The 24,413-nt window shown below is 58.3% G+C and carries 18 protein-coding genes; 9 read left to right on the top strand and 9 right to left on the bottom strand.

The features are described 5' to 3' along the window. Positions 1–166 precede the first annotated feature (166 nt). The 6 genes from NXS97_RS10820 to lplT all read left to right on the top strand — a co-directional run bounded on the left by NXS97_RS10820 (position 167) and on the right by lplT (position 12,508). Entirely contained in the window at positions 167–1,390 is a 1,224-nt protein-coding gene (locus NXS97_RS10820; protein ID WP_014606735.1) for an MdtA/MuxA family multidrug efflux RND transporter periplasmic adaptor subunit, read from the top strand. Continuing rightward, positions 1,387–4,590, top strand: coding sequence for an efflux RND transporter permease subunit (locus tag NXS97_RS10815; protein WP_116219994.1), 3,204 nt, complete (start codon positions 1,387–1,389; stop codon positions 4,588–4,590). The genes NXS97_RS10820 and NXS97_RS10815 overlap by 4 nt, the downstream gene beginning before the upstream one ends. After that, entirely contained in the window at positions 4,587–7,688 is a 3,102-nt protein-coding gene (locus NXS97_RS10810; protein WP_116219995.1) for an efflux RND transporter permease subunit, read from the top strand. Before NXS97_RS10815 ends, NXS97_RS10810 begins: the two co-directional genes overlap by 4 nt. Before the next feature lie 3 nt (positions 7,689–7,691). Beyond that, a complete protein-coding gene (locus NXS97_RS10805; RefSeq protein WP_116219996.1) occupies positions 7,692–9,077 on the top strand; it encodes an efflux transporter outer membrane subunit in 1,386 nt (461 codons plus the stop codon). A gap of 96 nt (positions 9,078–9,173) precedes the next feature. Beyond that, positions 9,174–11,324 (top strand): bifunctional acyl-ACP--phospholipid O-acyltransferase/long-chain-fatty-acid--ACP ligase, encoded by a 2,151-nt coding sequence (gene aas / locus NXS97_RS10800; RefSeq protein ID WP_064353059.1) that lies wholly within the window; start codon positions 9,174–9,176, stop codon positions 11,322–11,324. Next, positions 11,321–12,508: a lysophospholipid transporter LplT gene (lplT, locus tag NXS97_RS10795; RefSeq protein ID WP_064353060.1), complete on the top strand. Its 1,188-nt coding sequence runs from the start codon at positions 11,321–11,323 to the stop codon at positions 12,506–12,508. Before aas ends, lplT begins: the two co-directional genes overlap by 4 nt. A gap of 11 nt (positions 12,509–12,519) precedes the next feature. Here lplT and NXS97_RS10790 read toward each other — a convergent pair whose 3' ends face one another. Beyond that, positions 12,520–13,488: a GlxA family transcriptional regulator gene (locus tag NXS97_RS10790; protein WP_088900618.1), complete on the bottom strand. Its 969-nt coding sequence runs from the start codon at positions 13,486–13,488 to the stop codon at positions 12,520–12,522. A gap of 133 nt (positions 13,489–13,621) precedes the next feature. Here NXS97_RS10790 and NXS97_RS10785 point away from each other — a divergent pair, with 133 nt between their 5' ends. Next, positions 13,622–14,266, top strand: coding sequence for a cysteine hydrolase family protein (locus tag NXS97_RS10785; protein WP_116219997.1), 645 nt, complete (start codon positions 13,622–13,624; stop codon positions 14,264–14,266). A 47-nt stretch (positions 14,267–14,313) separates the two neighbouring features. Here the strand turns inward: NXS97_RS10785 and ridA are convergent, their stop codons facing one another. From ridA to argF, 4 genes are all read right to left on the bottom strand, one after another. Further along, positions 14,314–14,700, bottom strand: coding sequence for a 2-iminobutanoate/2-iminopropanoate deaminase (gene ridA / locus NXS97_RS10780; protein WP_014606727.1), 387 nt, complete (start codon positions 14,698–14,700; stop codon positions 14,314–14,316). Positions 14,701–14,782: 82 nt separating this feature from the next. Further along, positions 14,783–15,247, bottom strand: coding sequence for an aspartate carbamoyltransferase regulatory subunit (gene pyrI, locus NXS97_RS10775; RefSeq protein WP_013024382.1), 465 nt, complete (start codon positions 15,245–15,247; stop codon positions 14,783–14,785). Positions 15,248–15,258: 11 nt separating this feature from the next. Next, on the bottom strand, positions 15,259–16,194 hold the full coding sequence (gene pyrB, locus NXS97_RS10770) for an aspartate carbamoyltransferase (protein ID WP_013024383.1): 936 nt from the start codon (positions 16,192–16,194) through the stop codon (positions 15,259–15,261). 245 nt (positions 16,195–16,439) lie between these two features. Next, on the bottom strand, positions 16,440–17,447 hold the full coding sequence (argF, locus tag NXS97_RS10765) for an ornithine carbamoyltransferase (RefSeq protein ID WP_013024384.1): 1,008 nt from the start codon (positions 17,445–17,447) through the stop codon (positions 16,440–16,442). Positions 17,448–17,610: 163 nt separating this feature from the next. On the opposite strand from argF, the gene rraB reads away from it, so the two are divergent. Then, entirely contained in the window at positions 17,611–18,033 is a 423-nt protein-coding gene (rraB, locus tag NXS97_RS10760) for a ribonuclease E inhibitor RraB (RefSeq protein ID WP_013024385.1), read from the top strand. Positions 18,034–18,089: 56 nt separating this feature from the next. Then, a complete protein-coding gene (locus NXS97_RS10755; protein ID WP_104933109.1) occupies positions 18,090–18,851 on the top strand; it encodes a tRNA isopentenyl-2-thiomethyl-A-37 hydroxylase MiaE in 762 nt (253 codons plus the stop codon). A gap of 5 nt (positions 18,852–18,856) precedes the next feature. Here NXS97_RS10755 and NXS97_RS10750 read toward each other — a convergent pair whose 3' ends face one another. From NXS97_RS10750 to pepA, 4 genes are all read right to left on the bottom strand, one after another. Beyond that, positions 18,857–19,354 (bottom strand): GNAT family N-acetyltransferase, encoded by a 498-nt coding sequence (locus tag NXS97_RS10750; RefSeq protein WP_072136356.1) that lies wholly within the window; start codon positions 19,352–19,354, stop codon positions 18,857–18,859. Positions 19,355–19,434: 80 nt separating this feature from the next. Next, a complete protein-coding gene (locus NXS97_RS10745; RefSeq protein WP_089517655.1) occupies positions 19,435–22,290 on the bottom strand; it encodes a valine--tRNA ligase in 2,856 nt (951 codons plus the stop codon). A gap of 5 nt (positions 22,291–22,295) precedes the next feature. Then, entirely contained in the window at positions 22,296–22,754 is a 459-nt protein-coding gene (locus NXS97_RS10740; RefSeq protein ID WP_013024391.1) for a DNA polymerase III subunit chi, read from the bottom strand. A gap of 69 nt (positions 22,755–22,823) precedes the next feature. After that, entirely contained in the window at positions 22,824–24,335 is a 1,512-nt protein-coding gene (pepA, locus tag NXS97_RS10735; RefSeq protein WP_013024392.1) for a leucyl aminopeptidase, read from the bottom strand. Positions 24,336–24,413 lie beyond the last annotated feature (78 nt).

The raw sequence follows: 24,413 nt of genomic DNA, 5'->3' as shown, positions 1-24,413 counted from the left end.
CGGGTCCACCCCGTGGGCAGGGGACTGGTAAGGTTTCTTAACGCAACCCTTACGGTTTGGCGATGGAAAGTCGTAACACAAGTAGCCGATAATCTTTGCAGATGCCGTTTCGACGATGCCTCCCATCCGGAGGATTTCTTTTATCCCTGTTTACCTGAAGAGTTCGATGACTACTCACGCTCCCCGTACCCGTGGTTCCCGCTGGCTGAAATGGCTGCTTCTGCTCATTGCGCTGTTAATCGTTGCCGCCGTGGCATGGCGACTGATGGGCCATAAAGGCGCAGGCGGCACCCTGCCCGCGCGCGGTCATGCCGGACGCCATGGCGGCCCTGGTATGCTGAAAGGCGGCACGACGCTGGTTCACAGCGGCACCGCCAGCACCGCCGATGTGCCGGTCTATCTCTACGCGCTGGGTACGGTGATCCCCAATGCCAGCGTAACGGTCACCAGCCGGGTAGACGGTCAACTGGAGAAGGTTTACTTCACCGAAGGGCAGAAGGTTGAAGCGGGCCAGCTGCTGGCGCAGATCGATCCCCGCAGCTACGAGGCCACGCTGAATCAGTATCAGGGGGAGCTCAGCGAAAATATGGCGTTGCTGAAAAGTGCCGAACTGACGCTGGCACGCTACCGTAAACTGGCGGCCCAGGACTCGCTGTCCCGCCAGGATTTAGATACGCAAATCGCGACCGTGGGACAGTATCGCGGCGCAGTGGCTGCCGATCAGGCCCAGATTGCCAGCGCCAGGCTGAATATTGGCTATGCGCGCATCACCGCACCCGTCAGTGGTCGGGTAGGGCTGCGTCAGGTCGATCCGGGCAATATGATTCAGAGTGCCTCCACGACCGGGCTGGTGACCATTACCCAGATGCAGCCTGCCGCCGTTACCTTTAGCGTGCCCCAAAGTCATATCCCGACGCTGGTAAAAGCTCTTCATCACGATCGGACATTGCCCGCCACCGCCTTCGATCAGGATAACCAGCATGCCCTGAGTCAGGGGCAGGTGAAATTTATCAGCAACGAGATCGACACGGCGACCGGCACCATTACGCTGAAAGCCATGTTCGCTAACGACGACGAGGCGCTGTACGCCAACCAGTTTGTGAACCTACGCCTGCAAACCAGCGTGCTGAAAGGCGCCACCATTATTCCGGCGCAGGCGTTACAGTTGAGCAGCGACGGCAGCTTTGTTTTTATCATCAATAAAGACAACACCGTGACGCGCCAGCCGGTTACGGCAGGTCCGGCTTACGGTGAGACGTGGCAGGCTATTCTGCAGGGCGTGAAGCCTGGCGACCGTCTGGTCACGGAAGGGATCGATCGCCTGACCAACGGCAGTAAAGTTTCGGTCGCGGACAGCACCCAACCGACTCCACCGGCTGAGGCACAATGAACCCGTCACGCCTCTTTATTCTGCGTCCGGTCGCCACCATCCTGCTGATGGCGGGCGTGCTGATCGCTGGCCTGTTTGCTTACCGGTTTCTCTCAACGTCGGCGCTGCCGCAGGTCGATTACCCAACCATTCAGGTGACAACGCTCTATCCCGGTGCCAGCCCGGACGTAATGGCATCGACGATCACTTCACCGCTGGAGCGCCAGCTGGGGCAGATGTCAGGCCTGAGCCAGATGAGCTCGACCAGCTCAGGCGGATCGTCGATCATCACCCTGACGTTCAGCCTGGATCTGTCGCTGGATGTGGCCGAGCAGGAGGTGCAGGCCGCCATCAACGCCGCCAATAATTTGCTGCCGACCGATCTGCCCACGCCGCCCACCTATAAAAAGGTCAATCCGGCCGACAGTGCGGTCATCACCTTAGCTGCCAGCTCGGATACTCTGCCGCTGACGCAGGTTCAGGACCTGGTGAATACCCGCGTTGCGCTCAAGCTCTCGCAAATTTCCGGCGTGGGCATGGTAACGCTCGCGGGCGGTTACCAACCGGCAATTCGCGTGCAGATGAACCCTCAGGCGCTGGCGGCTCATGGCCTGACGCTGGAGGACGTGAATACGCTTATCGGCAACAGCAACGTCAAAGGCTCCAAGGGCGGATTTGACGGCCGCTATCACTCCGTCACCATCGACGCCAACGACCAGCTGCGCACCGCCGCCGAATACGGCAACCTGATTCTGACCTACCAGAACGGCGCCGCCCTGAGGCTGAAGGACATCGCCCATATTGAGCAGGGACCGGAGAACAGCTTCCAGTCTGCCTGGGCCAACAACCACCCGGCCATCGTGATCGGCGTGCAGCGCCAGCCGGGGGCGAATGTCATCCAGGTGGTGGACAGCATCAAGGCGCAGTTGCCCACGCTGCAGGCCGCGCTGCCCGACGGCGTGAAAATGACCATCCTGTCCGATCGTACCCAAACCATTCGCGCCTCCATCCGCGATGTCCAGTTTGAGCTGATGCTTTCCATTGCGCTGGTGGTGATGGTGACCTTTCTGTTCCTGCGTAACGTGGCGGCCACGCTGATCCCCAGCGTGGCGGTACCGCTTTCGCTGGTGGGAACCTTTGGCGTGATGTATCTCGCTGGCTTCAGCCTCAATAACCTGTCGCTGATGGCGCTGACGATTGCCACCGGTTTTGTGATCGACGACGCGATCGTGGTGGTCGAGAATATTTCCCGGCGGCTGGAAGCAGGGGAGCCACCGCTGGAGGCGGCGTTAAAGGGATCGCAGCAGATTGGCTTTACCATCATCTCTCTGACCTTTTCCCTGATTGCGGTGCTGATTCCGCTGTTGTTTATGGGCGATGTGGTGGGGCGCCTGTTTCGCGAGTTTGCCATCACGCTGGCGGTATCCATTCTGGTTTCAATGCTGGTCTCGCTGACCTTAACACCGATGCTGTGTGCTTACCTGCTGCACTTTGTTCCGCCCGAGAAGCAGTCCCGTTTCGCGCGCAAAGGCGGCGAGGTTTTTGATTGGCTGATTCGCGGGTACGACCGCCTGCTGACCCGGGTGCTGGATCATCAGAAACTGACGCTGCTGGCGGCGCTGGCAACCTTTGCTCTCACCGCGCTGCTGTATATCCTTGTCCCCAAAGGCTTCTTCCCAACTCAGGATACCGGGTTGATTCAGGGCGTGACCGTGGCCACGCAGGACGTCTCTTTTACCGAGATGGCGAAGCGCCAGCAGGCGCTGTCTGCGGTGATCATGCAAAATCCGGCGGTTGAGAGCGTCTCTTCGACCATCGGTATTGACGGCAACAACACCAGCCTGAACAGCGGTCGGTTGCAGATCAACCTGAAGCCCTTTGGTCAACGCGACGACAAAGCCGGTGCAATCATCAAACAGCTGCAGCAGGCGGCAACGCGCGTGGTAGGCATTCAGCTTTATCTGCAACCAGCACAGGATCTGACGGTTAACGATCAGGTCACGCCGAGCCAGTATCAGTTCACCCTTGACGATGCCAACAGCGAAGACCTGGTGACCTGGTCGCCGAAACTGGTGGCGGCCTTGCAGAAACGGCCAGAGTTCAACGGCGTGGTAAGTAACCTACAGGATCAGGGCCAGGTGGCTTATGTCGAGCTGAACCGGGACAAAGCCGCGCGGTTGGGCGTGACCGCAGCGGACGTTGATACCGCGCTCTACAGCGCGTTTGGACAGCGGCTGGTCTCGACGATCTTTACCCAGTCGAATCAGTATCGCGTGGTGCTGGAAGTCGCTCCGCAATACCAGCAAAGCCCGGCCGCTTTCGACGATGTGTATCTGAAACCCTCTGCCAGCACGTCCAGCACCGCATCAGACAGCACGTCTGCCAGCAGCAGCCCGGATACCTCATCAGCCTCAACCGCCACCAGCACGGCCACAACCACCAGCAGCGGCATGGTCAGGCTGACCGCCATCGCCACGATCCACCAGCGGACCGGGTCGCTGATGCACATGCGGCTGAATCAGTTTCCGGCGGTGATGATCTCCTTCAATCTCAACGACGGCTATTCGCTGGAAGATGCGCAGAACGCCATTACCAAAGTGACTGCACAGCTGCAGCTGCCCTCGGCGATTACGCTGCGCTATCAGGGAGAAACCTCGGCGTTTCAAAGCGCTACAAGTAACACGCTGTGGCTGATACTGGCGGCCCTGCTGACGATGTATGTGGTATTGGGCATTCTGTATGAAAGCTTTATCCATCCGGTGACGATCCTCTCGACGCTGCCCTCTGCGGCGGTCGGGGCGCTGTTAACCCTGTTGCTGGCGAATACGGCGTTCAGCCTGATTGCGCTGATCGGGGTGATTCTGCTCATCGGCATCGTGAAGAAGAACGCCATCATGATGATCGATTTTGCGCTGGAGGCCGAAAACAAGCAGCATCTCTCCCCCCGGGAAGCCATTCATCAGGCCTGTCTGCTGCGTTTCCGCCCGATACTGATGACCACCATGGCGGCGCTGCTGGGCGCACTGCCGCTGATGCTCGCGTCCGGATCGGGCGCCGAGTTGCGGCAGCCGCTGGGGCTGGTGATTGTCGGCGGATTGATCGTCAGCCAGGTACTGACGCTGTTCTCAACGCCGGTGATCTATCTGTGGTTTGATTGGATTGCCCAGCGCGGCAATGCCTGGGTGAAACGCCGTCAGCAACAGGCGCGGAGCGGGCAATGAACCTGACCCGGCTGTTTATCTTCCGCCCGGTCGCCACGCTGCTGCTGACGTTGGCGATTCTGCTGCTTGGCGTGCTGGGCTACCGCCTGTTGCCGGTGGCCCCGCTGCCGCAGGTGGATTTCCCGACTATTATGGTTAACGCCAGCCTGGCCGGTGCCAGCCCGGAAACCATGGCGGCAACGGTTGCCACGCCGCTGGAACGCTCGCTGGGGCAGATTGCCGGTATCACCGAGATGACCTCAAACAGCTCGCAGGGCTCCAGCACCATCATTTTACAATTCGAACTTAACCGGGATATCAACGGCGCGGCACGCGACGTGCAGGCGGCGATCAACGCGGCACGCAGCCTGCTGCCAAGCGCGATGGCATCGCTGCCGACCTACCACAAAGCCAACCCCTCGGATGCGCCGATTGTCATGCTGGCGCTGACCTCCGCCACCCGCTCGCCGGGTGAGCTCTACGATCTGGCCGAAAGTAAAATCGAACAGGCGATGGGGCAGATCAAGGGCGTGGGCGACGTGTCATTAATGGGAAGCGCGCTGCCTGCGGTCCGCATCGATCTGCAGCCGCTTAAACTCATCCACGCAGGCATTTCGCTGGATACGGTGCGCAGCGCGGTGGCCAACAGCACCACCACGCTGCCTAAAGGCTCGCTGCAGGGCAGCAGCCAGTCGTGGATGGTGGACGGCAATGGCCAACTGGACAAAGCCGCCAGCTATCGCAACCTGATTATCAGCAACAAAGACGGCAATGTCGTGCGGCTGAGCGACGTCGCCAGCGTGTACGATTCAGTGGAGGATCGCTATCAGGCCGGCTTCCTCAATGCCCAACCGGCGGTCATGGTGGGCATCAAGCGCCAGGCGGGCGCCAACATGCTGGACACCATCGATGCCATCAAAGCCCGCCTGCCTGCCCTGGAAAAAGATCTGCCTGCCGATACTCAGCTTAAGGTGGTGGTGGACCGTTCGCCCGGCGTGCGCGCCTCGCTATACGATACCGAAGAAACGCTGCTGATTGCGGTGCTGCTGGTGATTGCGGTGGTGTTTGTCTTTTTACGCAACCTGCAGGCGGTGATCATTCCGGCCCTGGCGCTACCGGTCTCGCTGATCGGAACCTGTGCGGTGATGTACCTGCTGGGTTACAGCCTGGATAACCTGTCGCTGATGGCGCTGATCATCGCCACGGGATTCGTGGTTGATGACGCCATCGTGGTGCTGGAAAATATCACCCGCCATATTGAAGCCGGCCAGCGCCCGCTGCGTGCGGCCATCCGCGGTGCGCGGGAGGTCAGCTTTACCGTGCTGTCGATGACGGTCTCGCTGATTGCCGTGTTTATTCCCATCCTGCTGATGGGCAGCCTGCTGGGGCGGCTGTTTCGCGAGTTTGCGATCACGCTAACCGTTTCCCTGGTGATTTCGATGTTTGTCTCGCTGAGCCTGACGCCGATGCTCTGCGCGCGGCTGCTGAAACCGAAACCCAACGTGAGCAAGCGCCCGCATCCGCTTTATCAGTGGATTGAAAATCAGTTAAACCACGCGCTTGCGGCCTACTCGCGCGGTCTCAACTGGGTCATGCGCCATCAGAAACTGACCCTGTTCAGCCTGTTGCTCACCGTGCTGCTTAACCTGTTTCTCTATACGGTGGTGCAGAAAGGCTTTTTCCCCGAACAGGATACGGGCCTGCTGATGGGTGCCTTACGGGCGGATCAGAATATTTCGTTTCAGGCGATGAAGCCGAAGATGCTGCAGTTCACCAACATCATTCGGTCCGATCCTGCCGTTGAAAGCGTGATGTCATCCATGGGCAGCGGGATGTTTGGCTCGCGCAATAACGCCGACTTTTTTGTCCGGCTTAAAGCTTTTGACAAGCGTGATGCCACGGCCAGCCAGGTGGCTAACCGCTTAAGCCAGAAAACCAGTAAGATCCCCGGCGCGCAGCTGTTTCTGATGGCGGCGCAGGATCTGCACATCGGCGGGCGCAGTGCCAATGCCACCTATCAGTACAGCCTGCAGGCGGACGATCTGGCCCTGCTGCGCGAGTGGACGCCTAAAGTCCAGGCGGCACTGGCGGCGATTCCGCAGCTCAACAGCGTTGATTCCGATGCGCAAACCGGCGGTCAGGAAGTGATGCTGACGATCGACCGCGACCAGGCCACCCGGCTGGGGGTGAATGTGAAGATGCTGGACACGATGCTGAATAACGCGTTCAGCCAGCGCCAGATTGCCACGCTGTACCATACACTCAATCAGTATCACGTGGTGATGTCGCTGCAGGACAGCGATACCCGCGATCCGGCGATATTGCAGCAGCTGTACGTCATTAACGACAGCGGCGACCGCATTCCGCTGTCGGCCTTTGTCAGCTTCACGGGCGGCAATGCTCCGCTGACGGTGACGCATCAGGGGCAGTCAGCTACCAGCACCGTGGCCTTTAACCTGAATGACGGCGTCTCGCTGGAGCAGGCGGAGGCGCTGATCAAACAGGCGATGGCCCAGATTGGCTTGCCCTCAACCATTCAGGCGGGCTATGCCGGCACAGCGGCCGAATTTAATCAACTGACCGCCACGATGCCGTGGCTGATTGTAGCGGCGCTGGTGGCGGTCTATATCGTTCTTGGCGTGCTGTATGAGAGCTATATTCATCCGCTGACGATTCTGTCGACATTGCCCTCGGCGGGCGTGGGCGCGCTGCTGCTGCTGTTACTGACTAATACGCAACTCACGGTGATCGCGCTGATCGGCATTATCCTTTTGATCGGTATCGTAAAAAAGAACGCGATTATGATGATCGACTTTGCCATCGATGCCGAGCGGCGGCTTGGCCTGTCACCCCAGCAGGCGATTACCCAGGCCTGCCTGATGCGTTTTCGCCCCATTATGATGACCACGCTGGCCGCGTTCTTCGGGGCGCTGCCGCTGGCGTTGGGCAGCGGCGGTGATGCCGACTTACGCAGCCCGCTGGGCATTGCCATCGCCGGAGGGTTAGCGCTGAGCCAGCTGCTGACGCTGTTTACCACACCGGTTATTTATCTGTGGCTCGATCGCCTGAGCCGTGCCACCCAACGTCAATGGCGTCGTCTGCGCCATGCGGGAACCTGAATCATGAAATCACGTCTTCCGGCCGTGCTGGTGCTGCTGTTGAGCGGCTGTACTGTTGGCCCCGATTACCAACGCCCTTTGATGGCGATGCCGGTTCACTACAAAGAGGCCAGAGGCTGGCAGCAGGCGACGCCCCAGGACGATCGGCACAAGGGCGAATGGTGGTCGGTGTACCAGGATGCCACGCTAAACAGCCTGCTCAGTCAGGTCAGCCTCTCTAACCAGAATGTGGCTGAATACGCGGCGCAGTATCGCCAGGCGCAGGCGCTGGTGGCGCAGTCCCGGGCGGCGCTGTTTCCCACCCTGGATTATGACGCCAGTACGACGCGGAGCGGCAGCCACACTGACAGCTCGCGCACCACCAGCAGCAGCCATCAGGCGGCGCTGAATGCCAGTTGGGAGCTGGATTTATGGGGCAAACTGCGTCGGACACGGGAAGAGGATCAGGCCAGCGCGCAGGCCAGCGCAGCGGAACTCGCCAATATCACCCTGAGCGCCCAGACCGAGCTGGCGGAAGACTACTTCCAGTTGCGCATCATGGACGAAAAAATTGGTTTGTATCAGCAGAGCATCGCCGCCTATCAGCGTTATCTGAGCGTGATACAGAACCAGTATCAGGCGGGAACGGAATCCCGCGCCACGGTGGCTCAGGCGCAGCAACAGCTGGAGAGCGCCAGCGCCTCGGCCCAGGATTATCAGTGGCAGCGCGCCCAGATGGAACATGCGATCGCCCTGCTGGTGGGCAAAGCGCCCGCGGATTTCAGCCTGCCTGCCGCAACCCTGACGGCAACCTTACCGGCGATCCCCGGCGGCTTACCGGCCGAACTGCTGCAGCGCCGTCCCGATATCGCCATGGCCGAGCGTAAAATGGCGGCAGCCAACGCGGCGATCGGGGTTGCCACCGCCGGGTACTATCCCGATCTCACCCTCAGCGCCAGCGGCGGCGTGAGCGCCTCTGCGCTGCATAACCTGTTCGCGTTACCTAACCGCGTCTGGTCGATGGGACCCGAGCTGAGCGGCTCGCTGCTGGACTTTGGCGCCACCTCGGCCAGTGTGGATCAGGCCCGCGCTGCCTACGATGCCAGCGTGGCGAACTATCGACAGACGGTGCTGACGGCGATGCAGGATGTCGAAGACCGCCTGGTGGAACTGAACACGCTGCAGGGCGAAATCGCCGCACAGCAGCGCGCCACCGCCGCCGCGCAGACTTCGGCCCAGGTCACACGCAATCAGTATGAGGCCGGGATGATTGACTATCTGGATGTGGCGACAACCGAAAACAGCAGCCTGAGCGCGCAACAAAGTTTACTGACGCTGAAAAGCACCCAGTGGGTCAGTAGCGTGGCGCTGATCGCGGCGCTGGGCGGCGGCTGGCATACCGCACCATGAAGGCGGCATAGCGCTGAAATCTGCCAATAATCAGTTGTCGATTACGGCTAAATCCTGCATCGTGAGTGGCTATTTTTAAGATGCTAAGGAGCCGGCATGTTATTCACCTTTTTCCGCCTGGTATTCCGCCTGCTGTGGCGGGTTGAACTCCGGGGCGATCTCGCTGAACTGCATAAGCAGAAGGTGCTGATTACCCCGAATCACACCTCGTTTCTGGATGGGGCGCTGCTGGCGCTGTTTCTGCCCATCAAACCGGTTTTTGCGATTTACTCGTCGATCAGCGAGCACTGGTTTTTACGTCTCATCAAGCCGTACGTGGATTTTGTTCCGCTCGATCCCACTAAACCTTTGGGGCTGAAGCAGCTGGTGCGGCTGATCGACAGCGGGCGTCCGGTGGTCATTTTCCCGGAAGGCCGGATTACCGTCACCGGATCGCTGATGAAAATTTACAGCGGGGCCGGATTTGTCGCGGCAAAATCTGGTGCCACCGTGGTGCCGATGCGCATTGAAGGCGCGGAGTTTACGCCGTTTGGTCGCCTGGCGGGCGTCTTTAAGCGTCGTTTGTTTCCGCGCATCACACTCAGCATTTTACCCGGCACCTATATTCCAATGCCTGAAGCGAAACGCGCCCGTGATCGTCGCGTGCTGGCCGGTGAACACCTGCATCACATTATGATGGAAGCACGCATGGCCGTGCGCCCACGGGAAACCCTGTTTGAGGCATTTCTCAATGCCCGCCAGCGCTACGGCGCGTTTAAACGCTGCATTGAAGATGTGAATTTCAAACCGGACAGCTATACCGGTTTACTGAAAAAAGCGTTGGGCGTCGGACGGATTCTGGAGCGTTACAGCCAACCCAAAGAGTACGTAGGGCTGCTGCTGCCTAACGCCACGGTCACCGCGGCGGCTATCCTGGGCGCTTCCCTGCGTGGGCGCGTGCCTGCGATGCTGAACTATACCGCTGGCGTAAGCGGCATGCGCGCGGCGCTGACCGCATCAAAAGTGAAAACCGTGTTTACGTCCCGCCAGTTTCTGGACAAGGGCAACCTGTGGCACCTGCCGCAGGGCCTGACAGAGGTACAGTGGATCTACCTGGAAGATCTGAAGGATACCGTCACGCTCAAAGACAAGCTCTGGATACTGGCGCATCTGATCGCGCCGCGCCAGGCCCAGGTGGCGCAACAGCCTGAAGAGGCGGCGATGGTGCTGTTTACGTCGGGATCGGAAGGCCATCCCAAAGGCGTGGTGCACTCGCACAAAAGCCTGCTGGCCAACGTTGAACAGATCCGTACCGTGGCAGACTTTACGCCGCGCGACCGTTTTATGTCGGCCCTGCCGCTGTTTCATGCTTTTGGCCTGACCGTGGGGCTGTTTACACCGCTGATGACCGGGGCGCAGGTCTTTCTCTATCCCAGCCCGCTGCACTATCGAATCGTGCCGGAGCTGGTTTACGACCGTAACTGCACCGTTCTGTTTGGGACCTCCACCTTCCTGGGTAACTATGCCCGCTTTGCCCAGCCCTATGACTTTGCGCGACTGCGCTACGTGGTGGCCGGGGCAGAGAAGTTGCAGGAAACCACGCGCCAGCTGTATATGGACAAGTACGGCATTCGTATTCTGGAAGGCTATGGCGTTACCGAATGCGCGCCGGTGGTGGCGATCAACGTGCCGATGGCCGCGAAAGCGCATACCGTGGGCCGTATCCTGCCGGGAATGGATTCTCGCCTGATGTCGGTGCCGGGCATCGAAAACGGCGGGCAGCTGCAACTGCGTGGCCCCAACATCATGAAGGGCTATCTGCGGGTCGAGAACCCCGGCGTGCTGGAAACCCCGGCCGCTGATAACGGCGAAGGCCAGAGTGAAGCGGGCTGGTACGATACCGGCGATATCGTCAGCTTTGATGAGGGCGGCTTCTGCCAGATTCAGGGGCGCGCCAAACGCTTTGCCAAAATAGCCGGTGAGATGGTGTCACTGGAGGTGGTCGAGCAGATTGCCCTGAAGGCCTCTTCGGATAAACAGCATGCGGCCTCGCTGCGGCCTGACGGTAATCGGGGTGAAGCATTAGTGCTGTTTACTACCGACAGCGAACTGGCACGCGAGAGCCTGCAAAAAGCCGCGCGTGAGCTGGGGGCTGCCGAGCTGGCCGTACCTCGCGACATTCGCGTGGTAAAAACGTTGCCTCTCCTGGGCAGTGGTAAACCTGACTATGTCACGCTGAAAAACATGGCGGAAGAGGAACAGGCATGATCGTAGAACGTGATGCGCCGTTATTGTCGCGCGGCATGATAGCGGTAATGGTGGCGCAGTTTTTCTCCGCGTTCGGCGATAATGCCCTGCTGTTTGCCACACTGGCATTATTAAAAAACCAGTTCTATCCCGACTGGAGCCAGCCGATCCTGCAGATGCTGTTCGTGGCAACCTATATCCTGCTGGCCCCGTTTGTGGGGCAGATGGCGGACAGCTTTGCCAAAGGGCGGGTCATGATGTTTGCCAACAGCCTGAAGCTACTGGGTGCGATGATCATCTGCTTTGGCTTTAATCCCTTTCTGGGTTACACCCTGGTGGGGATCGGCGCGGCGGCGTATTCGCCCGCCAAATACGGCATTCTTGTGGAAATCGCCCATGACGAGAAGCTGGTCAAAGCCAACGGGCTGATGGAAGCTTCCACCATTGCGGCGATCTTACTGGGCTCGGTGGCGGGCGGCATCCTGGCGGACTGGAACCTGATTGCCGCGCTGGCGGTCTGTGCCTTGACCTATGCCGTGGCGGTAACGGCGAACCTGTTTATCCCTAAACTGCACGCCGCGCGTCCCGGCCAGAGCTGGAACTTCGCGGCCATGCTGCGCAGCTTTATTGCCGCAACGCGCGTACTGTGGAACAACGCTGAAACGCGTTTCTCCCTGCTCGGGACCAGCATGTTCTGGGGCGCAGGCGTCACGCTGCGTTTTCTGCTGGTGTTATGGGTGCCGGTGGCGTTGGGGATCCAGGATAACAAAACCCCGACCACGCTGAATGCCATGGTGGCGGTCGGTATCGTCGTGGGCGCGGCGCTGGCGGCAAGGCTGGTTACGCTGGAGACCGTGCGCCGCTGTATGCCTGCCGGTGTGCTGATTGGGATCGTGGTAGTGATTTTCTCGCTGCAACATACGCTGCTGAATGCTTACCTGCTGCTGTTAGTGATTGGCGTACTCGGCGGTTTCTTCGTGGTTCCGCTTAACGCGCTGCTGCAGGAGCGGGGCAAACAGAGCGTGGGATCCGGTAATGCCATCGCGGTACAGAACCTCGTTGAAAACACCGCCATGCTGGTGATGCTTGGGCTGTATACCTTAGCCATTCGGGCTGGCGCGCCCGCGGTGGCGACCGGCATGGGCTTCGGCGCACTGTTTGCACTGGCGATTGCCGTGCTGTGGCTGTGGCGTCCTAAAATGTAACATTCTCGCAGTCAGTCGCGGCTAAACAAGTTACGCCAGGCTCCCGGCGAGGTCTTGAAAGTCCTGTTAAAGTGCTGGCGCAAGGATACCGCACTGCCAAAGCCTGACTGTTGCGCCACGTTTTCGATCGGCTGGCGCGTGCTTTCCAGCAAACGTTGAGCATACGCAAGACGCTGGCCCAGCAGCCACTGGTTGACCGTCATTCCCGTCAGTTCACGAAAGCGTCGGGTGAAGTTTCGCCGGCTCATGGACACTCGCTGCGCCAGTGCATCAAGCGTATGCTGCTCAGCGAGGTTCGCCACCATCCAGTTCAATAAATCCGATAAACGGTCTCCGCCCGGCTGATGGTGCAGGGGCTGTTCAATATACTGCCCCTGGCCGCCCTGACGGTGGGGCGCAACGACCAGCCGCCGTGCAATCTGGTTCGCCACCTCTGCGCCATACCAGCGGCGTACTAAATGCAGACAGCAATCGAGCCCTGCTGCGGTGCCGGCCGACGTCACCAGTCGCCCGTCATGCGCATCCAGATACAACACGTCAGGCAGTAATGTGATCTGCGGATAGCGCTGCGAAAAATCTGCCACTGCGCTCCAGTGCGTGGTGGCTTGCTGTCCATCAAGCAGCCCGGCTTCCGCCAGCACATAGGCGCCCAGGCACAGGCCGACTACCGTTGCCCCGCGCTGCCAGGCCGTTCGCACCGCATTCAGCATGGACTCGGGTGGACGTTCCGTTGCGCTGCGCCAGGAAGGGACGATTAACACCTCGGCCTGCATGGCATCCTCAAGCGTCAGATCGCTATGTAACGTAAAACCCGCGACGGTGCGCAGCTTAGCATTTTCGTCAGCATCCACGGCACAGACGCGCAGGTCGAAGGCAGGTAAACCTTCACCGGCACGGTTTTCAAACACCAGGCAAGGCACTGAAAGGTGAAAAGGACTTATACCGTTAAACGCCAAAACGGCGATAGTGCTGGGTGGCATCCTGGTTTCCATATTGGCCCGATTATTTCGTTTATTGTCTTTCGGGCCACTATACCGCATTCCGGCTACAGGGGAAGATGGGGTGAGAGGACTGGCGCACTGTCAGCCCGGCATTTTCGGAGGAGTTCTGCTAATGGTCACAACCTTTACCGCAAAGCGCGCCTTGATCGTAATTGATGTTCAGAATGAGTATTTTAGCGGCAATCTTCCACTGGAATATCCCAGCCCTGATGAAACGCTGACCAATATTGGTCTTGTTATGGATAAGGCGCGTGAGGCGGGGATCCCGGTGATTGTGGTGCAGCAGACCTCGCCTGCTGATGCCCCCTTGTTTGCGGTAGACAGCGACGGCTGGCAACTGCATCCCACCGTGGCTTCACGTCCGCACGATCTTCTGCTAAAAAAATCCCGTGCCAGCGCCTACGCCGGCACGCAACTGGCGGAGTGGCTGGCAGAGCGCGATATTAATACGCTTACCGTTACGGGTTACATGACCCACAACTGTAATGCCTCAACCATTAACCACGCCTGGCACAGGGGAACCGCCGTAGAATACCTTCATGATGCCAGCGGATCGCTGCCGTATATGAATCAGGCAGGACAGGCGAGCGCAGAAGAGATCCATCGGGTATTTTGTGTGGTAATGCAGTCAAATTTTGCGGCGGTGCTTTCAACCCAGCAGTGGCTGACGTGCGTGGACAGTGGTATGTTGCCGGTGCGTGATACGCTTTACCGCTCAAATCAACGGGCGAGGGGAGTGCTGTACCAGGAAAGGTAAGGACAGTGTGCAAAAACGCGCACGGTCAGTGCCGTGCGCGGTCAGATTTAGCGACGCAGCGCGATCGCTTCAATCTCAATCTTCACATCTTTGGGCAGACGGGCCACTTCCACGCAGGAGCGCGCCGGGAAGGGCGCATTGTGCTCGGTAAAGAAGGCTTCGTAGGTGGCGTTTACGGTCGCAAAGTCATTCAAATCTTTCACGAATACCGTGGTTTTCACGATATCGGCAACCTTCAGGCCCGCCGCTTCGACGATCGCCTTCACGTTTTCCAGCGACTGGCGCGCCTGTGCCGATACGTCTTCAGCAACGTCGCCCGTGGCCGGGTTCACCGGAATCTGACCCGAGGTGATGATCATGCTGCCGAGATCAACGCCCTGCACGTAGGGGCCGATAGCCGCTGGGGCTTTTTCCGTACTGATTTCACGAGACATCATTTCTCCTTAGAGTAAGGCCGGGGCAGCAAAGGCGCTGCCCGCTATAAAACGCGGTTCATTATAAGCGCGGCAGGGCCGATTAAAAGTGACCCAATACCACATGACGGGCGAACTCTTTCTCACAGTATTTACACTTGAGGTGTACCTCATCGGCGCGATGCTTCACGGCGAAGCTGGAGAACACCGGTTCGCTGCGGCTGATGCAGTTGCTGTTCGGACAGGTCAGCACCCGATCGATGCGATCCGGTAGCGCAGGGGCGATCTTGGCCACCACTTCATAGTCATCAATGCGGTTGACGGTGGCGTGCGGCGCATAAAACGCCAGCTGATTGATCTGATCTTCCGTGAGATAGGTGTTCTCGATCTTAATCAAATCTTTGCGGCCCATCTCCCCCGACGGCAGATTCAGGCCGATGGTGATGCGCTGGTCGGTTTCGGTCAGGCGAAACAGCGACAGGAGCTTAAAGCCTACCTGCGCAGGGATGTGATCGATAACCGTGCCGTTTTTGATGGCTTCGACCTGCAGTTTGTTATCCTGGCTCATACTGTCACTCCTTACAGGGCGGTGTCGCTGTTTAAAACCAGTGCCAGTAAAGCCTGGCGTGCGTAGATGCCGTTACCGGCCTGCTGGAAGTACCAGGCGTACGGCGTGCTGTCCACGTCGGTGGTGATTTCATCGATGCGCGGCAGCGGGTGCAGCACCTTCATGTTGTCGCGCGCACCGTTCAGGTCTGCGGCGCGTAAAATAAACTGCGCTTTGACGTTGGCATATTCTGAAGGGTCAAGTCGCTCTTTTTGCACCCGGGTCATGTAGAGAATATCCAGATCCGGCATCACCTCTTCAAAGCTGTCGTGACGTGACCAGGTGATATTCTGCTCGTCCAGCATATCGGTAATATATGCCGGCATCGCCAGCGCATCCGGGGCGATAAAGAAGAAGCGGTTGCCGTCAAACTTCGCCAGCGCCTGGGTCAGAGAGTGCACGGTGCGCCCATATTTCAGGTCACCCACCATCGCCACGTTCAGGTTGCTGAGGCGCCCCTGGGTTTCACGAATTGTGAACAGGTCCAGCAGCGTTTGCGTTGGGTGCTGATTTGCGCCGTCTCCGGCATTCAGAATCGGGATGCCGTTTGAAAACTCGGTGGCCAGCCGCGCGGCGCCCTCCTGCGGATGACGCATCACGATGGCATCCACATAGGTGCTGATAACCGAAATGGTATCGGCCAGGGTTTCCCCTTTTTTACCCAGTGACGTATTGCTGCCATCGGCGAAGCCCACCGCAGAGGCGCCCAGGCGATGGATGGCGGTTTCAAACGACAGCCGGGTGCGGGTCGAGGCCTCAAAGAAGCAGCTGGCGATCACATTATGTTTCAGCAGTTCCGGCTGGGGATGTGCTTTAAGCTGCGCAGCGGTGTGCAGGACCAGCTCCAGCTCGTCGCGGCTGAGATCGTTAATTGAAATGATATGCTTGCGATATAGCGGGTTAGCCATAGCTCTCTCCTCTGCGGCGCGGCCGGATTGCGGACAAAAAAAAGCCCCTTAGAAAGGGGCTTTTTTAAGATCGGTTCGATGACGGAAAGAAACAGCGGTGCCGCCTGCGTTGAGGCGAGGTAGCGCGTCACATTGTGCACGATGCTGTTGCATGTTTCCTCCGGCAAATTGTGGCGCATTATACGCCATCAGGCATGCGCATCAAGGAAAAATCGCGCCACAGGTAAACGTTTGCGGCAGCCCGATTAGCGCTGTCCCAGCGTGGCCACCATCACCGCTTTAATGGTGTGCATCCGGTTTTCAGCCTGATCGAATACGATGCTGTGCGCCGACTCAAAGACGTCATTGCTGACCTCCATGCCATCCTGCAGGCCGTACTGTTCCGCCATCTGACGGCCCAGCGTGGTCTGATCGTCATGGAAGGCCGGTAAGCAGTGCAGGAATTTCACCTGCGGATTGCCGGTCAGCGCGAGCATCGCGTGATTGACCTGATAGTCGCGCAGCAGGGCAATACGTTCTTCCCACACTGCTTTGGCTTCACCCATGGAAACCCAGACGTCGGTATAGATGAAATCGGCGCCTTTCACACCCTCGGCAATATCTGCCGTCAGGGTGATTTTGCCGCCGGTCTGTTCGGCAACCTGACGGCACTGGGCCACCAGGTCGGCTTCCGGCCAGCAGCTTTGCGGCGCGACCATACGCAGATCTAAGCCAACCTGTGCCGCCGCTTCCAGCATGCTGTTACCCATATTGTTGCGAGCATCGCCCACGTACACCAGGGTCATCTCACTGAGCGGCTTGCCTGGCAGATGCTCCTGCATGGTCAGCAGATCTGCCAGCAGCTGCGTTGGGTGGAATTCGGTGGTCAGGCCGTTCCACACCGGCACGCCAGCATGTTCCGCCAGGGTTTCGACCAGTGCCTGACCGTAACCCCGATACTGAATACCGTCATACATGCGGCCTAACACGCGCGCGGTGTCTTTCATCGACTCTTTATGGCCGATCTGGCTGCCGCTTGGGCCGAGGTAAGTGACGTTTGCCCCCTGATCGTAAGCGGCAACTTCGAAAGAGCATCGGGTACGGGTCGAGTCTTTTTCGAAGATGAGCGCGATGTTTTTGCCTTTCAGGTACTGGGTTTCACTGGCGGTTTTTTTTGCGCGTTTTAATTCGGCGGACAGGGTAAGCAAGTAGTCAATCTCAGCCGGGGTAAAATCCAGCAGCCTGAGGAAATGACGTTGATACAACTGACTCATACAGCACTCCGGTATGGGGTTTATAATGAATTAAAATTCAATTTAACCGTATGAATATGCATTTTCAACCCTGACGAGAATAATCTTTTCTGTTTTGTGTAGTGGCGCGACAGGCAGTATGGGAAAATAATCACTTATTGCCGAACTCAGAGAGGATATCGCCATGGCATTTGAAGCATTGTTGGAAGAGCAGCGTGAAGAGACGCGGCTGATCATCGAAGAACTGTTAGAGGATGGCAGCGATCCCGATGCGCTCTATACCATTGAGCACCATCTCTCCTGTAACAACTTCGACTCGCTGGAAAAAGCGGCGGTGGACGCCTTTAAACTGGGCTATGAAGTCACCGAGCCAGAAGAGCTGGAGCTGGAAGACGGCACTACCGTGATGTGTGTGGACATCCTCAGCGAAGGCGCGCTGAAAGCGGAGCTGATTGATGCCCAGGTGGAGCAGTTGGTGAACCTGGTAGCCAAATACAACGTCGACTATGACGGCTGGGGCACCTACTTCGAAGACCCGAACGCCCAGGATGACGACGAAGACGACGGCGAGGCTATCGACGAAGACGACAACGGCATTCGCCACTAATCAACACCGGCGGAGCCTGCTCCGCCTTTCCTGTTCTCCGGCCCTGTCTGACATCCATGAATTACGCACCTTTACTTGAACCGATACATCAGTTTTTGCTCTGCCGCACGCCTCAGGACTGGATCCTTGAGGCGCGTAAACCAGAAAACCTGACCCTGCTGCTCACCGACCATCTGGTATGCGAACTGAAAGCGGCCCAGACCGCCGTGTGGCTGATCCGCAAATACGTTGCCGACAAACCCAGCGGTGACCGGATTCTGGCGTGGCTGAAGCCTTACGAGAATTTTATCTTCCGCGAGGACGGCGACAGCGATTTTATCAACGCCCATAAAAATCTGACCAAAGCCATTATTGTGCGTAACGAGCTTCCCTGGGCGGACGATCTGGTTGAGAAAATGGTGCTGCTGATCAAAGAAGAGCTGCATCACTTTTATCAGGTGTGGGAAATTATGCAGGCGCGCGGGCTGTTCTATCAGAAAATCACCTCAAGCCGTTACGCCAAAGGCCTGCTGCGTGAAGTGACCACCCACGAACCCGATACGCTGGTGGATAAGCTGATTTGCGGTGCCTATATTGAGGCGCGTTCCTGCGAACGCTTTGCCAGCCTGGCGCCTTATCTGGATAGCGAATTAGAGAAGTTTTATATCTCGCTGCTGCGTTCAGAAGCCCGGCATTACCAGGATTACCTGGCGCTGGCCGCGCAGATTTCACCGAAAGACATTTCGGCGCGCGTGCGGGCGATTGGGGAAGCGGAGGCCAGGCTAATCAGTGAACCGGACACGGAGCTGCGCTTTCACAGCGGTGTTCCGGCGTTTTAAGCGCATTACAGCGTTTTCAGCATCCTGAACTCGCAGTCACCATGTCCGGTACAGCCCAGCGCATGGTCGATGCGGGCAAAACCCAGCGATTCATAGAGCTTAATGGCGCGGGTTAAGCTGCCGGTGGTTTCCAGATAGCAGCGGCGAAAGCCCCGCTGACGCGCGTGCGCCATGGCTAAAAGCGCCAGTTCACGCGCCACGCCGAGGCCACGGATGCCCGGCAGGAAATACATCTTTTGCAGCTCACAGATATCCGGCGCGCTGCAGGCGAGGGGGGCAATGCCGCCGCCGCCCATCACTTTTCCCTGATGTTCCACAATCCAGTAGGCGCTGTGCCCGGCGCTGTAAAGTTCATAAAGCTGGTCCAGGTTGGGATCGGCCACGGTATAGCCTTTATCCGCCGTCAGGCCAAATTCCGCAGAAACGTCACGGATCACCCGGGCGATATGAGGATTGTCGTCGGCAGTAATGGGCCGCAACTGAATATCGGCAATGGTTTTCATCAAAATTCCGGTACAAAGTGAGCGCAATAAAAAAGCCGGGCAAGCCCGGCTTCATGTTCAAGCTAGCGGACTACGACGCATTACAATGCCGCAATCACCGCCTGCTGTTCAATCAGTTTTGCTTTTGACTGTTCCATCTCGGCGACGCGCTCGCGCTCTTTGGCGACGACCGCTTCCGGGGCACGGGACACAAAGCCTTCGTTAGCCAGCTTGGTCTGGATCTTCTCGATTTCCACATCCAGCTTCAGCAGCTCTTTGGCCAGGCGCTCCAGCTCGGCGGTTTTATCCACCAGATCCGCCATCGGGATCAGCAGCTCAGCGCCTTCCACGATTTTGGTCACCGACACCGGGCCTTTCTCGCCCGCAGGCAGAATGGTCAGGCTTTCCAGTCGCGCCAGGCGTGACAGGAAGTTACGGTTCGCCTCAACGCGGCGCTGGGCCGCCGGAGAGCAGTCGCGCAGCAGCACATCCAGCAGCTTGCTGGGTGCGATGTTCATCTCCGCACGGATATTACGGACCGCGATGATCGCCTGCTTCATCCACTCGATGTCGGCTTTGGCTTCGGCATCTTCTTTCGCCGCATCAAACTGCGGGAACGGCTGCAGCATGATGGTGTCGTCGCTTATGTTTTTCAGGCCCTTCACGCGCTGCCAGATGGTTTCCGTGATAAACGGAATGATAGGGTGCGCCAGGCGCAGCAGCGCTTCCAGTACGTGAACCAGCGTATGGCGCGTGCCGCGCAGCTCGGATTCACTGCCGCTGTTCATCACCGGCTTAGTCAGCTCCAGGTACCAGTCGCAGAACTGGTTCCAGGTGAAGTCATACAGGATGTTGGCAGCGATATCGAAACGATAGCTGTCCAGCGCCTCACGGTAGGCTTTTACCGTGTGGTTGAACTCGGTCAGAATCCAGCGATCCGCCAGCGACAGCGTCATCTCGCCGCCGTTCTGACCGCAGTCCTGGTCTTCGGTGTTCATCAGCACAAAGCGGCTGGCGTTCCACAGCTTGTTACAGAAGTTGCGATAACCTTCCAGGCGCTTCATGTCCCAGTTGATATCACGGCCGGTTGAGGCCAGCGCCGCCAGCGTAAAGCGCAGGGCATCGGTACCTGATGGCTCAATGCCGTTCGGGAACTGCTTCTCGGTACGCTTGCGGATTTTTTCCGCCAGCTGCGGCTGCATCATGTTGCCGGTGCGTTTTTCCAGCAGATCTTCCAGCGAAATGCCGTCAACCATATCCAGTGGGTCAATCACGTTACCCTTGGATTTCGACATCTTCTGGCCTTCTTCGTCGCGGATCAAACCGGTCATGTAGACGGTTTTAAACGGCACCTGCGGCTTGCCGTTTTCATCTTTGATGAAGTGCATGGTCAGCATGATCATGCGGGCAATCCAGAAGAAGATGATGTCGAAGCCACTCACCAGCACGCTGGTGGGGTGGAAGGTGCGCAGGGCTTCGGTATTCTCCGGCCAGCCCAGCGTCGAGAAGGTCCACAGGCCTGATGAGAACCAGGTGTCCAGCACGTCATCGTCCTGGCGCAGCGCCACATCGGCGGCCAGGTTGTTCTCGGCGCGAACCTCGTCTTCGGTACGACCCACATAAACGTTGCCGTCGTTGTCATACCAGGCCGGAATACGGTGGCCCCACCACAGCTGACGGGAAATACACCAGTCCTGAATATCACGCATCCAGGAGAAGTACATGTTCTCATACTGCTTCGGTACAAACTGAATATCGCCATTCTCAACCGCTTCAACCGCGACTTTTGCCAGCGGTGCCGTACGCACGTACCACTGATCGGTCAGCATCGGCTCGATGACCACGCCGCCACGGTCGCCGTAAGGCACGGTGAGATCATGCGGTTTGATCTCTTCCAGCAGGCCCAGCTCGTCTACCGCAGCCACGATGGCCTTACGGGCGGCAAAACGCTCCATCTTCTGGAAAGCAGCAGGAATCGCGTCGCTGTAAGCGGTGCTGGCTTCGCCGTTGGTGTCATAAACCTGCGCGCTTTCACGGATATCGCCGTCGAAGGTCAGGATGTTGATCATCGGCAGCTTATGACGACGGCCCACTTCGTAGTCGTTAAAGTCATGCGCCGGGGTGATTTTCACGCAGCCGGTGCCTTTTTCCATGTCGGCGTGCTCATCGCCCACCACAGGAATCAGGCGGTTAACCAGCGGCAGCATGATAAATTTACCGATCAGATCTTTGTAACGCGGATCTTCCGGGTTTACCGCCACGCCGGTATCACCCAACAGGGTTTCCGGACGGGTGGTCGCGACGACCAGATAATCTTTACCGTCGGCGGTTTTCGCGCCATCGGCCAGCGGATACCGGATGTGCCACATCGAGCCTTTGCTCTCGCGGTTTTCCACTTCCAGGTCAGAGATTGCCGTACGCAGCTTCGGATCCCAGTTTACCAGGCGCTTGCCACGGTAAATCAGGTTTTCTTTGTACAGGCGCACAAACACTTCTTTCACCGCATTAGACAGGCCATCGTCCATGGTGAAACGCTCGCGCTCCCAGTCAACCGAGTTGCCCAGGCGGCGCATCTGGCGGGTAATGGTGCCGCCCGATTCAGCTTTCCACTGCCAGATTTTGTCGATGAACGCATCGCGACCGTAATCCTGACGGGTTTTGCCTTCTTCTGCGGCGATCTTGCGCTCAACCACCATCTGGGTGGCGATGCCTGCGTGATCGGTACCGGCCTGCCACAGGGTATTTTTGCCCTGCATGCGCTGGTAGCGGATCATGGTGTCCATGATGGTTTGCTGGAAGGCGTGACCCATGTGCAAGCTACCGGTGACGTTCGGCGGCGGGATCATGATGCAAAAGCTTTCCTGGCTGGTGTCGCCATTCGGTTTGAAGTAGCCCTGCTTTTCCCAATGCTCGTAAAGCGGCTGCTCGATATCTTGCGGGTTATATGTCTTATCCATTTCTGCTATGTCGTTTGCGGCTGTGGCGGCGTTGCCGTATTCAATTGGAAGCCAACGCTGCGATACGCTTTGTAGCGATCGCGCGCCAGCTGTTTGAGAGCGTCTTCGTAAGGAACGAAGTCTATCACTTCATGGAAAGCAGTAGCAAAATCTGCGAACTGCGGCAGCAGGCTGATCAGCAGGTCGCGTGGCGAATTGCCCCGACGCTGCGGCCATGCCAGCTCAACCGGTGCGCCGTAGCGCGGACCTTCCCCGGCGAGATTGTGCGGCACAAAGGCGTTGGCGGGGCGCTGCCACAGCGCCTCATCAAGCCGAATGGCTTGCTGCTCATCTTCACAGGCGATGAGCACCCGCTTACCGGCCCGCCAGCGTGTTTCCGCCAGATCGCACACCAGCGCTTCAACGGCGCTTAAGCCATCGCTGGATGCATCGGTTTCCAACACGTAGAAGGTTGCGTTTTTCATCGAATTGCCTGTTTAAAGAAAAGAAGGGCGGAGTAAGCTCCGCCCCGATGGGTTCGGTGGTCCGTACGATCAATCGTCGCCGTTCAGGCCAGCACGATTCAACAGGAACTGCGACAGCATCGGCACCGGACGACCGGTGGCGCCTTTGGCCTTGCCTGAACGCCAGGCTGTACCGGCGATGTCCAGATGCGCCCAGTTATATTTGCGCGCAAAACGGGCCAGGAAGCAAGCGGCGGTAATCGCCCCACCCGGACGGCCGCCAATGTTCGCCATATCGGCAAAATTGGATTCCAGCTGTTCCTGATACTCATCGGCCATCGGTAAACGCCAGGCGCGGTCGCCAGACTGCTCCGAGGCACCAATCAGTTCATGCGCCAGCGGATTGTGGTTCGACAAGAGTCCGCTGACGTGATGACCCAGGGCAATGACGCAGGCGCCGGTCAGTGTGGCAACGTCAATCACCACTTCCGGATCGAACCGCTCCACGTAGGTCAGCGCATCACACAGCACCAGGCGGCCTTCAGCATCGGTATTTAACACTTCAACCGTCTGACCGGACATGGTGGTCAGCACGTCGCCCGGACGCATGGATTTGCCGTCCGGCATGTTCTCGCAGCCGACCAGCACGCCCACCACGTTCAGCGGCAGATTCAGTTCGGCGACCATGCGCATCACGCCATAAACCGAGGCCGCGCCGCACATGTCGTACTTCATCTCATCCATGCTGTCCGCAGGCTTGATGGAGATACCGCCGGAGTCAAACGTCAGCCCTTTGCCAACCAGCACAATCGGGCGCGCGTCGGTATCCGGGTTGCCTTTGTACTCAATGACCGACATCAGGGATTCATTATGCGATCCCGCGCCCACCGCGAGGTAGGCGTTCATGCCCAGCTCTTTCATCTGCTGCTCGCCAATCACGCGGGTCGTGATGTTTTTGCTGTAGGCATCCGCCAGCTGGCGCGCCTGAGATGCCAGGTACGCAGGATTACAAATGTTAGGCGGCATGTTGCCCAGATCTTTTGCCGCTTTCACACCGGCGGCCACCGCCAGCCCGTGCTGAATGGCGCGCTCACCGCTGGTAAGCTCACGGCGCGTCGGCACGTTAAACACCAGCTTACGCAGGGGACGACGTGGCTCCGCTTTGTTGCTCTTCAACTGGTCGAAGTTATACAGCGCCTCTTTCGAGGTTTCGACGGCCTGACGCACTTTCCAGTAGGTATTACGCCCTTTGACGTGCAGCTCGGTCAGGAAGCACACGGCCTCCATCGAGCCGGTGTCATTCAGCGTGTTGATGGTTTTTTGGATCACCTGCTTGTACTGGCGCTCGTCCAGCTCACGCTCTTTACCGCAGCCAATCAGCAGAATTCGCTCTGACAGGATATTCGGCACATGATGCAGCAGCAGCGTCTGGCCCACTTTGCCTTCCAGTTCACCGCGGCGCAGCAGGGCGCTGATATAGCCGTCGCTGATCTTATCCAGTTGCTCGGCAATCGGTGACAGACGACGCGGTTCGAAAACACCAACTACAATGCATGCACTGCGCTGTTTTTCCGGACTACCGCTTTTTACACTGAACTCCATGCACTCTCCTGAATCTTAAAGACAACGGCCGCTGCTGCCGCTAGAATGTAGCGCATTCGTGACCCATTTATTAAGCGA

The organism is Pantoea sp. B623 (assembly GCF_024814475.1).
GTDB classification, from domain to species: domain Bacteria; phylum Pseudomonadota; class Gammaproteobacteria; order Enterobacterales; family Enterobacteriaceae; genus Pantoea; species Pantoea ananatis.
This window is presented reverse-complemented; position numbering and strand designations above follow the sequence as displayed.

What these genes read in the sequence shown, in the direction of transcription:
- NXS97_RS10820 (WP_014606735.1), top strand. Translation starts at nt 167, where the DNA reads ATGACTACTCACGCTCCCCGTACCCGTGGTTCCCGCTGGCTGAAATGG.
- NXS97_RS10815 (WP_116219994.1), top strand. Translation starts at nt 1,387, where the DNA reads ATGAACCCGTCACGCCTCTTTATTCTGCGTCCGGTCGCCACCATCCTG.
- NXS97_RS10810 (WP_116219995.1), top strand. Translation starts at nt 4,587, where the DNA reads ATGAACCTGACCCGGCTGTTTATCTTCCGCCCGGTCGCCACGCTGCTG.
- NXS97_RS10805 (WP_116219996.1), top strand. Translation starts at nt 7,692, where the DNA reads ATGAAATCACGTCTTCCGGCCGTGCTGGTGCTGCTGTTGAGCGGCTGT.
- aas (WP_064353059.1), top strand. Translation starts at nt 9,174, where the DNA reads ATGTTATTCACCTTTTTCCGCCTGGTATTCCGCCTGCTGTGGCGGGTT.
- lplT (WP_064353060.1), top strand. Translation starts at nt 11,321, where the DNA reads ATGATCGTAGAACGTGATGCGCCGTTATTGTCGCGCGGCATGATAGCG.
- NXS97_RS10790 (WP_088900618.1), bottom strand. Translation starts at nt 13,488, where the DNA reads ATGCCACCCAGCACTATCGCCGTTTTGGCGTTTAACGGTATAAGTCCT.
- NXS97_RS10785 (WP_116219997.1), top strand. Translation starts at nt 13,622, where the DNA reads ATGGTCACAACCTTTACCGCAAAGCGCGCCTTGATCGTAATTGATGTT.
- ridA (WP_014606727.1), bottom strand. Translation starts at nt 14,700, where the DNA reads ATGTCTCGTGAAATCAGTACGGAAAAAGCCCCAGCGGCTATCGGCCCC.
- pyrI (WP_013024382.1), bottom strand. Translation starts at nt 15,247, where the DNA reads ATGAGCCAGGATAACAAACTGCAGGTCGAAGCCATCAAAAACGGCACG.
- pyrB (WP_013024383.1), bottom strand. Translation starts at nt 16,194, where the DNA reads ATGGCTAACCCGCTATATCGCAAGCATATCATTTCAATTAACGATCTC.
- argF (WP_013024384.1), bottom strand. Translation starts at nt 17,447, where the DNA reads ATGAGTCAGTTGTATCAACGTCATTTCCTCAGGCTGCTGGATTTTACC.
- rraB (WP_013024385.1), top strand. Translation starts at nt 17,611, where the DNA reads ATGGCATTTGAAGCATTGTTGGAAGAGCAGCGTGAAGAGACGCGGCTG.
- NXS97_RS10755 (WP_104933109.1), top strand. Translation starts at nt 18,090, where the DNA reads ATGAATTACGCACCTTTACTTGAACCGATACATCAGTTTTTGCTCTGC.
- NXS97_RS10750 (WP_072136356.1), bottom strand. Translation starts at nt 19,354, where the DNA reads ATGAAAACCATTGCCGATATTCAGTTGCGGCCCATTACTGCCGACGAC.
- NXS97_RS10745 (WP_089517655.1), bottom strand. Translation starts at nt 22,290, where the DNA reads ATGGATAAGACATATAACCCGCAAGATATCGAGCAGCCGCTTTACGAG.
- NXS97_RS10740 (WP_013024391.1), bottom strand. Translation starts at nt 22,754, where the DNA reads ATGAAAAACGCAACCTTCTACGTGTTGGAAACCGATGCATCCAGCGAT.
- pepA (WP_013024392.1), bottom strand. Translation starts at nt 24,335, where the DNA reads ATGGAGTTCAGTGTAAAAAGCGGTAGTCCGGAAAAACAGCGCAGTGCA.